Origin of the sequence: Mesorhizobium yinganensis (assembly GCF_040081985.1) — a bacterium.
Taxonomy (GTDB): domain Bacteria; phylum Pseudomonadota; class Alphaproteobacteria; order Rhizobiales; family Rhizobiaceae; genus Kumtagia; species Kumtagia yinganensis.
Genome location: NZ_JBEBMH010000025.1, coordinates 75456 through 85064 on the forward strand (window position 1 = coordinate 75456; position 9609 = coordinate 85064).

At 59.6% G+C, this 9609-nt stretch carries 10 protein-coding genes and 2 pseudogenes; 4 read left to right on the plus strand and 8 right to left on the minus strand.

Translation table 11 applies throughout. The annotated features are described in order from the left end of the window. Window positions 1-23 precede the first annotated feature (23 nt). A complete protein-coding gene (gene repA / locus ABMA59_RS29220; protein WP_349008901.1) occupies window positions 24-1268 on the minus strand; it encodes a plasmid partitioning protein RepA in 1245 nt (414 codons plus the stop codon). A 293-nt stretch (window positions 1269-1561) separates the two neighbouring features. Beyond that, complete coding sequence (locus tag ABMA59_RS29225) at window positions 1562-2791, minus strand: ISAs1 family transposase (RefSeq protein WP_349008902.1); 1230 nt, start codon at window positions 2789-2791, stop codon at window positions 1562-1564. Between the two features lie 330 nt (window positions 2792-3121). Here ABMA59_RS29225 and ABMA59_RS29230 point away from each other — a divergent pair, with 330 nt between their 5' ends. Together ABMA59_RS29230 and ABMA59_RS29235 are read left to right on the plus strand one after the other, a co-directional pair. Then, window positions 3122-3553 carry a hypothetical protein gene (locus tag ABMA59_RS29230; protein WP_349008903.1) on the plus strand — a complete coding sequence of 144 codons (432 nt, stop codon included), beginning with the start codon at window positions 3122-3124 and terminating at the stop codon, window positions 3551-3553. Continuing rightward, a complete protein-coding gene (locus tag ABMA59_RS29235; RefSeq protein WP_349008904.1) occupies window positions 3516-3866 on the plus strand; it encodes a hypothetical protein in 351 nt (116 codons plus the stop codon). Before ABMA59_RS29230 ends, ABMA59_RS29235 begins: the two co-directional genes overlap by 38 nt. Window positions 3867-4025: 159 nt before the next feature. Here the strand turns inward: ABMA59_RS29235 and ABMA59_RS29240 are convergent, their stop codons facing one another. Genes ABMA59_RS29240 through ABMA59_RS29250 form a run of 3 tightly spaced genes read right to left on the minus strand, consistent with a single transcriptional unit; the run spans window position 4026 to window position 5808 of the window. Then, window positions 4026-5168 carry a site-specific integrase gene (locus ABMA59_RS29240; RefSeq protein WP_349008905.1) on the minus strand — a complete coding sequence of 381 codons (1143 nt, stop codon included), beginning with the start codon at window positions 5166-5168 and terminating at the stop codon, window positions 4026-4028. Next, window positions 5165-5551 carry a type II toxin-antitoxin system VapC family toxin gene (locus ABMA59_RS29245; RefSeq protein ID WP_349008906.1) on the minus strand — a complete coding sequence of 129 codons (387 nt, stop codon included), beginning with the start codon at window positions 5549-5551 and terminating at the stop codon, window positions 5165-5167. Before ABMA59_RS29245 ends, ABMA59_RS29240 begins: the two co-directional genes overlap by 4 nt. Beyond that, the gene (locus ABMA59_RS29250; protein WP_349008907.1) at window positions 5551-5808 is read right to left on the minus strand and encodes a type II toxin-antitoxin system VapB family antitoxin; all 258 of its coding nucleotides are present in this window, start codon (window positions 5806-5808) and stop codon (window positions 5551-5553) included. Before ABMA59_RS29250 ends, ABMA59_RS29245 begins: the two co-directional genes overlap by 1 nt. A gap of 192 nt (window positions 5809-6000) precedes the next feature. Here ABMA59_RS29250 and ABMA59_RS29255 point away from each other — a divergent pair, with 192 nt between their 5' ends. Together ABMA59_RS29255 and scpB are read left to right on the plus strand one after the other, a co-directional pair. After that, window positions 6001-6987 (plus strand): DUF1403 family protein, encoded by a 987-nt coding sequence (locus ABMA59_RS29255; protein ID WP_349008912.1) that lies wholly within the window; start codon window positions 6001-6003, stop codon window positions 6985-6987. 5 nt (window positions 6988-6992) lie between these two features. After that, window positions 6993-7709, plus strand: coding sequence for an SMC-Scp complex subunit ScpB (scpB, locus tag ABMA59_RS29260; protein ID WP_349008908.1), 717 nt, complete (start codon window positions 6993-6995; stop codon window positions 7707-7709). A gap of 36 nt (window positions 7710-7745) precedes the next feature. On the opposite strand, the pseudogene ABMA59_RS29265 reads toward scpB, so the two are convergent. From ABMA59_RS29265 to ABMA59_RS29275, 3 genes and pseudogenes are all read right to left on the minus strand, one after another. Further along, window positions 7746-7931 (minus strand): annotated as a pseudogene (locus tag ABMA59_RS29265) (antitoxin Xre/MbcA/ParS toxin-binding domain-containing protein); the annotation flags it as partial. A 23-nt stretch (window positions 7932-7954) separates the two neighbouring features. Beyond that, on the minus strand, window positions 7955-9046 hold the full coding sequence (gene fic, locus ABMA59_RS29270) for a protein adenylyltransferase Fic (RefSeq protein WP_349008913.1): 1092 nt from the start codon (window positions 9044-9046) through the stop codon (window positions 7955-7957). 132 nt (window positions 9047-9178) lie between these two features. Beyond that, window positions 9179-9415: pseudogene (locus ABMA59_RS29275) on the minus strand (Tn3 family transposase); the annotation flags it as partial. Between the last annotated feature and the right edge of the window lie 194 nt (window positions 9416-9609).

Genomic DNA, 9609 nt, shown 5'->3' on the forward strand with positions numbered 1-9609 from the left:
GAGACGCGCTTTTCGTCTTGAAATCACAGCGGAAAAACGGGATTTAGACTGCCGTCTAGTTTGGGTCGCCGACCCCAAGCTGTGTGTATCAAAGTCCGGATTTCGGTGTTAACAGCCTCCATGGATTCCATAGCCCGGTCGTAGGTCGACCTAGTCATGCCAGATCGCTCTACCTCATAAAGGGTCTGTTTGGTCAAACCAGCGTCAGAGATCGCGGTAGATTTCAGCATCTGATTTTGGAGCATCTGGGACGCGAGGATTGATTGCATGAAACCGACCATCTGAGCCTGCGGGATGTCCGTTGGTTCATAGCGAGTAACAAGGTAACGGAACCAATCCAAGTCGACCCCGCCACCTGCACGGTTCACAGTTTTCAGTAGGTCACCAAGCATTAACAGGAATTGTGACATCGACATCAGATCGAGCATCTGCGGGTGAACCGTGATAAGGACTGAGGTGGCCGCCGCTAGGGCAGTGAGCGTCAGGTAGCCGAGCTGAGGAGGACAGTCGATCACAACCGTATCATAGTTACTGTCGACTTCGCGCAGGGAGTTTTCGATACGGTTCCAGAAGGTCTTCCCATCTAGCGAAGCCTTGTTTTGCATGGCGAGCGGCGTGTCGTACTCGTATTCTTGCAGCTCGAGGGAGGCGGGAACGAGATCGAGATCCGGGAAGTTTGTCTTGCGGATTACGCTCGCAACAGGCTTGCGCTCTTCGTCATACCGTATTGCCTCGTAAATTGAGGGATACCGGTCGAGCTCAGGCTGCACGCCATGGAGAGCGGAAAGAGAGGCTTGGGGATCAAGATCGATCGCCAGAACACGGTGGCCAGTGAGCGCCAAGTGCTGACCAAGGTGTGCGGCCGTTGTTGTTTTTCCGGAACCGCCCTTGAAATTGACAACCGCGATCACCTGCAGCTTGTCACCCGGCCGGCGATGGGGGACATAGTTCTTACTCTCCGAGCGACCGTTGCGGTCCAGCCAATGGCGGAGTTGCAAAAGTTGCTCAGCGGAATACGATCTTCGCCCACCCGCATGCACTGTTGGTGGGACTGCCTTGCCTTCAAGATGCAGCTTCTTCAAATTGCTGGTAGATACCCCGAGAAAATATGCGGCCTCTCCAAGCGAAAAGTCGCGAAGCGTTTTCGTAGCGTTTGGAGGAAATGTTTCCAACCGAAGGAGATTCAGCTTGCGGCTGATCTCGCGGCCATGGGCGGAAATGGTGTCGTCAAATCGCTGCTTGTTGGCAGCAGAGACGGGGGCATTCATTTCGTCGAGACCTCAAATGACGGCATTTCGCTGGAAACTGCCAGATTGCCGTCATTATGCCTGATTCTGCCTCCCCGACAACAAGTTTAAAGTTAACAGAACATTAAACGACTATTCGTCCGAGAATTGACCTGCGCGGCGCAACCACAGTCTACCGCGTGCTGTATCGGGCGACGTCTTGGGTTGAATTTTGAAGCCCATCGCATGTGGGCACAGGAGCCGGGCCTGTGCAACCGGCAAATATCGCCAGGCAGCTGCTGGGTGCGCGGCGATCTCAGTGCCTCGAATCCAGGTTAACGGATTTTAGCGTTCAGGATTGTGCCGAGATATTGAGTATCCCAAGCGGCGCATTTTCGGGGTAGCTTGATGCTATTTTTGCGTCGCGCCGGCGGCTTGCTGGTTTTGCGGCGTGACCCGGTGTGTGGGGGTCTGGCCGGTTCTTCGGCCTGTCTGAGGTGGTTGATGGCGAAGTGCCGGACGGCAGCCATGGTCTTGGCGCCGTGTCCCTTGCGCAGGCGCGACTGATCGTCTTTGAAGACGACGTCGAGAACCCAATGGAGCTGGTTTTCGATGCGCCAATGGCTGCGAAGGGCGTTGGCGGCGGCTTGTGCGACGAGCTTGGCCGATGTGATGCAGTAGCGCGTCTCGAAACGGCATCGATCCTTCAGTTCGGCCCTGCTCGCGACCTTGATGACGGCGGCGACATCGGGCAGACGCAATTCACCGGGGAAACGCCGGTCGCCGCGCAGCCATTCGACCTCCCGCGCCACCGTGACGGTGCGCTGTTCGATGCGGCCATGGCCCTTGTCGATGTCGCCGGCGCGCTCGAGGCTGGCTTGCGGAGCATCGGCGAAGAAGATCTCGATCTCGCGGCGCAGGGTCGGCTGGTTGGCCTTGATGGCCAGAAGATAGTCGGCCCCGGCTGCCCGCACTGCCCTGGCAACATCGCCATTGCAGGCGATTGCATCAATGGTCACGATGGCTCCTTCGAACCCGCCCGCTTCGGCAAGACGTTCCAGCAGCACCGGGATGGCGGCAAGTTCGTTGGACTTGTCGGCGACCGCTTCCTGCCCAAGCACAAGGCCGGAGGTGGTGGCGAAGGCCGAAACCAGATGCAGCGCCGGTTGGCCGGCGCCTAGGTCGTGACTGCGCCGCGCGGTCTTGCCATCGATGGCCACAAGCTCAGGCCGATCCGGCCAGCAGGCTCGAACCCAGTCGGTGAAGCAGGCCAAGAACTGCCGCGGATTGATCCGGTTCATCAGGATCGTCAGCCAACGTCCTGTCGGCACCCCGTGATGATATGGCAGGAAACGACGCAAAAACGCCAGGTGGGCCTCGCCCCAGGCGGCGGCGTGGTCATAGCCATCGCAGTCGGCGATCGTTCCGCAAACCGCCAGAAGCAGCACCTCGGCCAGCGGATAGGCCACGCGGTGCGGAGGGCGGCTATCCTCGATAACCGAAAAATGCGCCAGCAGCGCCCCAAGCCGCGATTTGCCGCCAAGACCCGGCATTGACAAATCCATCCGGCGCATCCGATTCGAGCCGCCAGAACAGATTTACCAATCCCGCCAATCGTAAATACCCGTTAACCCCAGTTCGTAGCCCTGGCGGCGATCTCCGTCACCTTGCCTGACCAGGATGCTTTTGTTAGCTCAATGACCTGCTATCCGTCCTTGACTGCAGCAGATTGGATACGGAGCTGATGCATCTAAGCGTCGGTCCAGCGATTATCACGGCAAGGTCTGAAGAGCGTGAAGATAGACGGCAGTCTAAAGACGGCTTTTCCGCAATAATTTCAATCGAAAATGCCCTTTGCACAGGGGTGTTCTCCAAATGAGCGCCGGGAGGCGTGCATGATCGCTACGGAATATCAATCGTCACGGTCACTATCTCATTTGTCGTCGGCTCCGTTATCAGATCTCGGGATAGCAGCCGGTGTCACGAGCCCGAAGGGGCTACCTTATAGCTACTTTGAACAAGCGACGGAGAATGCGCCCCACAGCGTGCGGTTGGACGGCGCGATGAGCGCGTATCGCCTTGATGATATCGACCTCGCCAGACAGTATCCGGGACATGTCAGCACCTTCCTCTGTGAGGCTTTCCCGGCACTACAAGTCGAGTTCGCTTCTTTGCATCATATCGCAGTCCCCGACCAGAAGGCGTTCGCTGCCGCATTTGCTACCTGGGAAAGCGAAAGCTATCCGCTCGCAGCATGCTGGCACGAGAGGATGGCCGGCGCTCTTCCGAATGGCGACGGCTTTTCATATTGCCGTCGACCTGCTTGATCAGCTTCGAGAGAATGCCGGCGGCTACGACGTCGAATGGTCGTTTGGTGGCGACACGGCGACGATGATCCAGATCGGACATCGCGAAAGCCATGACGTCGATATGATTCTGGATGATCCAAAGCTGCTCGGGTTCAACGATCCGCCCAGAAGTTGCCTGCGGTCGGATGTGGTGCAATCGGACTATCGAGGAGACAGGATTCGGTTTCAGAATTTCGCTTATTCGGGTGTAAGAGAAATCGACTTCATCGTCGCCGGTGCTCTGATAGGAAAGCCTTCGAGACGTGTGAAGGCTGAATCTGGAGTTTGTTGACCGCACAATCGCCCAGCTGATGATCATGCCTGACTACGAAGCGTCCGGCGACCGATTGTGTGGATACCGCGCTGGCGGTGCTCGATGAGGTATTGTCGTCGGCTAAGACGACCTGACCACCTACGTCGATGATCGAGCGGGGGAGGGGAGGGTGCATTCCTACAATCCCGATGCTTTGGTGAGATTTACGCGAAACCGATCGCGCCGGCGTTGGTATTTGCGCGTCATCTCCGCGGAGGCATGACCAAGCTGCTTCTGCAAATAGCGCTCGTCGACCTCGGCCGAGGACGCGAGACCAGATCGCAGGGAATGTCCGGCGAAGAGCTTGCTGCGTTCGCCTTCTGGCAGATCGCCACGCACGCCTGCGGTGAGCGCGGCTCGCTTAACCAGGCGGGCGACTTCCTGGTCGTTGAGTCGTTCGGCGCCAACCGCCTTCCCGTGGCCAGTGACGCGACGGAATAGGGGACCGTGCGCGATGCGCGCCAGCTTGAGCCAAGTCTGCAAGGCCACGACCGGACAGGTCGTGTCGGACGAGCCGCGCCCGATCTCGACCTCGCGCCAACCGGTCTTGCCGCGTAACGTTACCAGCATACCGTTGTCCAGAACCTCCACCCAACCGCGGCTATCTTCAGTTTGGTCACGGCCAACATCCAGCCCGACGATCTCGGAACGGCGCAGCCCCCCGGCAAAGCCGAGCAAAAGCATGGCACGGTCGCGCAGGCCACGCAGCGTGCCGCGATCGAGTGTGTCCAGCATGGCGATCAGGTCTTCGGGCAGGATTGCTTCCTTCTGGCGGGGAGGGGAGGCGTGCCTGTTGCGGATGCCGGCCATGACAGTGGCGATGTGGCGATCCTTGCGATCCAGCGTCAGCCCGCGTTGGGAATAGTTCCAGGAGAGGGAAGAAAGTCGGCGTTCGATCGTCGACACCGATTTTTTTGCTCCGGCCGGGGTGCCTGTGTCCGCGCCGGACGCGATCGCGGTGATGTACAGCCCCACTGTCCGTGGATCGGGCGGCATCAGGGAAAAACCCTGGCGCCGGCACCAGCTCGAAAAGTGTTTCCAGTCGGAACTGTAGGCGCGCCGTGTATTGGCGGAGCTTGCCGCCTCGACATAGTCACGCGCATGGTCTGCGAGTTTTTGCAGGTGGCCGGGAAGTCGCGCTACCGTCTGGGCCGGCAGGGCAGGGGAGGGGGATTTCGCCGGCTCCCCGGCACGTCCCATCTCCGTCACGATGTCGATGATGTCGGGCATCTCCTCGTCCCCGGAAGCATCCGACGGCCCTTGTCCGATGCCAGCCATCATGCCGCTTCGATATCCGTCTGAGAAAAGTTGCTGCCGATAAACAGCAGCGCTTCGTCTGCCCGCTTTGCCAAAGCGTAGGAGAGGCAATCGGCAAAATTCAAGGCAGCCGGATGGCGGCCCTTGCCGTAGGTCAACCAGGCCTGGGTCGCCAGATCAACCATCTGGGAGTCGACAGGAATGATCTCAGCCTCGATCTTGCGGAGCCAGAGATCGATCTCGGCTAATGCATGTTCGCCGCGTCTGCTGACCAGCACCATGCGCGCCTCGATCACGCAGGTTGCCGGGATCAAACGGACAGGGTCCGACACCAACGCTCGTTCAAGCCTTGCCGCCTCGGGCTCGCTACGAAGGATTGCCACAACCGCCGAGGTATCGATCACCATCAGTTCGGAATTCCGTGCTCGTCGTAGCCAACAATTTCCTCGTCACTCCGGCGGTCGAGATCAGGCAACCGCGCCACTCTTTCCCGGATAGTGCGGAGTTCCGCGAGCAGACGCTCCTGGGCAGTGTCGCCGAAACCCAAGCGGTGCAGCCGCTCGCTCAGCGCCTGATGAATTGCCGCCGTCTTGCTGATACCCTGGCGGCGCGCGAGTTCGTCGGCGAGGGCAACCGTGGCCGGATTTTTGATGTTCAGGGACACGTGGGGCTCCAGAAATCTACCTTTGTGATGGTTTCTACCTTGGTTTCCGCCTGCTGTCAAAGACGACGGATAATGCAACATTATCGTTCGTAATTGCTGCATGACGGGTGCGGCGGTATGCTCGCCTCCGGATTGCCAAAAGCGCCGCGATGATTCATCCTGTTGGCGATGATTCTGCGGCCCAGACCTTCAATGCCTCGCGTGGCCTCGCTTCCCGGAACCGCTGTGGCTGCCGCGGGTGCGACTGTCCCGACGTGGCTCAGGCGCGCTGTCCCTGATGCGCAAAGCTTTGCAGCGCACAGTCTTGAGGATATCGCGTTGGCCGCTGGCGCCGCCATCGGCTCTCTTGATGCCGTAGTCTGCCGGCAGGACCGCTGGGCTGGCGCTTGGCGGCAACGGCTGGCGCTCGCCGCCGCTGCACTCTCAGTAAAACAAGCGGGACGCGTAGAAGATGAAGCCGCGTTGCGCGACGCCGTACTACTGACAAAGCCAGGCGATGACGTCGGCCCGGCTGGACGCATGTTTTTGGCCTGGCGCCGGTTGGTAACACGGCCATCAGAAGATTTGCTGACGAGAAAAGACCTCGGCGCGGTGCTGGAGGAATTTGGTCACGCACCCGACGACGACGCGCTCGGCAACCTGACGGGCGAGCTCCGCGGGCTCGCAGCAGGCGGGATAGTCGACATGGTGGTTGGCGCCTTCATGGCGGCCGAGCGCCAAGCTTTCGGACGCGCCGTCGGCGCCTGGTTTGCCGACGCGATGGTCGCACAGCGCCTACGCTGGACTCATGCTGTGCCGCTGCTCGGTGCGGAGGTCAATGCGGCTGGTCTCGCTCGTCCACGGCGATCCGGAACAGGCATCGCGGCAAGCGTCGACGATGAGAGCGCCCGGGCAAAAAATCTGCTGGCCGCGCAGGCGCGTGCGGCGTTGCGCGCGATTGATCTGTCGGCCGAGCTCGGGCGTCGGGCGGACCGGCTGCTCGCAGTCGCGCCAAAACTCAGGGCCAAGGCGGCGGATACTGTCGTCGACAAGCTTTTGTCCGATGACGCCATCGTTGCGTCCGAGAAAATCGCTGGCATGAGCGACCGCGGCCTGCGTCGCCTGTTTGATCGGCTGGTCGAGTTAGGCGCTGTGCGCGAGCTGTCAGGTCGGCCGACCTTTCGCATCTACGGGCTGTGAAGGCAATGACGGAGGCTGCGCGCAAGCGACGAGGCAGGGCGGACGAAAATGCGCTGTTAGACCGCGAGTTGGATCATCTGCCGCCGGAGGCGCGCTGGCGCGAATGGATGCAGCGCGTCGAGGCGACGATCTTTGCCGCCAGCGAGCCGGTGGGCCGCGAGACGCTGGCGCGCATCGTCGGCAAGAACTGCAGCATTGACCTTCTCATCGATGACATCCGCGAAGAGCTGCGTGGCCGGCCTTATGATCTGGTCAGCGTCGCCGGTGGCTGGAAGCACCTGACGCGGCCAGCCTATGCCGATGCCATCCGTGCGGCGGTCGGCGGCGGTGAGACAAAAACTAACCTGACGCAGTCCGAAGTGCTGGTGCTGATGTGCATCGCCTACTTCCAGCCGATCACGCGCGGAGAACTTTCTTCCTTCTTCGGCAAGGAAGTGTCGCGGGACCTGATCGGTCATCTGCGCGGCGCCAAGCTGATCGCATCCGGACCGCGCAGCCCGACGCCCGGTGCGCCCTATACCTATGTGACGACAAAAGAATTCCTGCTCCAGTTCGAGCTCGATACGTTGCGCGACCTGCCGGATTTCGAGGCGCTGGAAGACGCCGGATTGTTGTCGAAGGAAAAGCTGCTTGCCGGGGATCTTCCCGCAGGACTGGTCGGCGGCGGGGAGGGCGATGGCGAAGAGCCGGAGGCGGATCTCGTCGAGGATAAGGCTTCTTGACCGGCATTGCAGCGTCAGATCGGATGTAGGCTGTCTTCACCCACGAGGTCCGTTTTCGAAATCTCGAATAAAGGTCAAAACCGCATCGACCTGTCCGTCTGCAACGAGCTCGGCAGGGGTGCGATGGCCATAGTCGGCAATCGGTTCGTTACGATACCAGTAGATCGCCTTGTCAACATCCCCGGTGAGCTCCGTTGCCGCCGCAATCGCCTTCACCATTTCACACCGTATTGAACGGCTCTTGGTCACGTTGCGGACCTATCGCGAAGCAGAGCCAGCAGCGCCGGATTAATGTAGAGGCTTTCACGACCGACTTTCATTTGCTCGAGCAACCCGTGCTCTGCCAGGGCTTGGAGGTAGGTGGATGCCGCCTGTCGCTTGGCTATGTCGGCCGCGACCAGATCGCTGATGCGGCAATACGGATTGACGAAGATCACCTCGGCCAGCTCACGCGAATAGATCTTTGGCAACCCGCTCCGTATTCGTTCGGCGGTCTGGTCGAGCAGTTTGCGGATTGCGCCGATGCGCGAGGTGGACCAGACAGCAGTCTCCCGTACCGCCTCAAGCATGTACAGGATCCAGCTCTCCCAGGTCCCTTCGGTTGTGACGGCGAGAAGTCCGTCATAGTAGGCACGCTTGTTCGCAATGATGTAACGGCTCAAATAGAGCACTGGGATGTCCAGCAACCCCTTATCGACGAGGTAGAGGAGGTTGAGAACACGACCGGTTCGACCGTTACCGTCGACAAACGGATGGATGGCCTCGAACTGATAGTGCATCACGGCTAGCCGGATGAGGGGATCGACGTCTTCGGTTTCGTGGATGAAGCGTTCCCAGTTGGCCAGCTTATCCCGCAGCAGATTCTGTCCCTCGGGCGGTGTGTAGATGACGGTGCCGGTCGCCTCGTTCATCAGAGCCGTTCCTGGCGTCGCCCGAATATCCAAGTCGACGCCTTTGATTGTGCTACAAACGGCGATTGCCGTCGAAGTCGACACGGGGCGCCGCCGCAGCATCTCAAAACCTTCGCTTAATGCAGTGCGGTAGCGCAGTGCTTCCTTGGTCGCCGGATCGGCCTGTGCGCCAGCCTCATTCGCGAACCGGAACAGTTTGTCGGTGGTTGTGACGATGTTCTCGATTTCCGAGCTGGCCTGGGCTTCCAGAAGAGGAATGGAGTTGATCAAGATGGCCTGGTTGGGAATGAGCTGTCCCGAAATCTTCAGTTCGGCTAAGGCAGCGCGCGCTGCGATGCAGGCTTTCAGAACAGCCCTCGTCTCGATATCTGCAGTCGGGGGCAAGAGCGGCAGATCGTTATAAGGGATGTTCGGCCGAAACGTCATGTCGATCACCTGCACTTTAATCGACACATTGGCTGCACATGTCGTCGGCATCGACATGTTCCACCGACATGTCGAAAAAAACAAAATATATCGACATGTTCAGGGTAGGTCAATATTACGGCCTCCGCTGGGCGAATACCATTCGATCATGAACAGCGATCGCTCGATCCGGCCGAGTTCGCGCAGCGCCCTTGCGAGCTGGCTTTCCCTCGGTGATGCGGACAGCTTCTTCAAGATTGTAGACGGCACCACGGATCGCGTCGTAATCGACGACGCCAGATGGAGCAGATCGTCCCAGTGGTCGAGAATCAGAGTGGTGTTGATCGGCGCCCCGATGTGGTTCGACAGCGCCGGATATGCATCACCTTTGTTGATTTCCACTGAGAAGTGACCCAGTCGACGGAGGTTTTTCCATCGAGAATTGACCCATGTTTGAAGCTCCTCCCACACGGATTGTGTGGGGGACATCGGAGTGATCGACATGGAGTTATTGAGCGTCATCCGACGCTGGCACTACCGAGACCATCTTTCGATCCGCGACATCTCGCGCCGAACCGGACTAT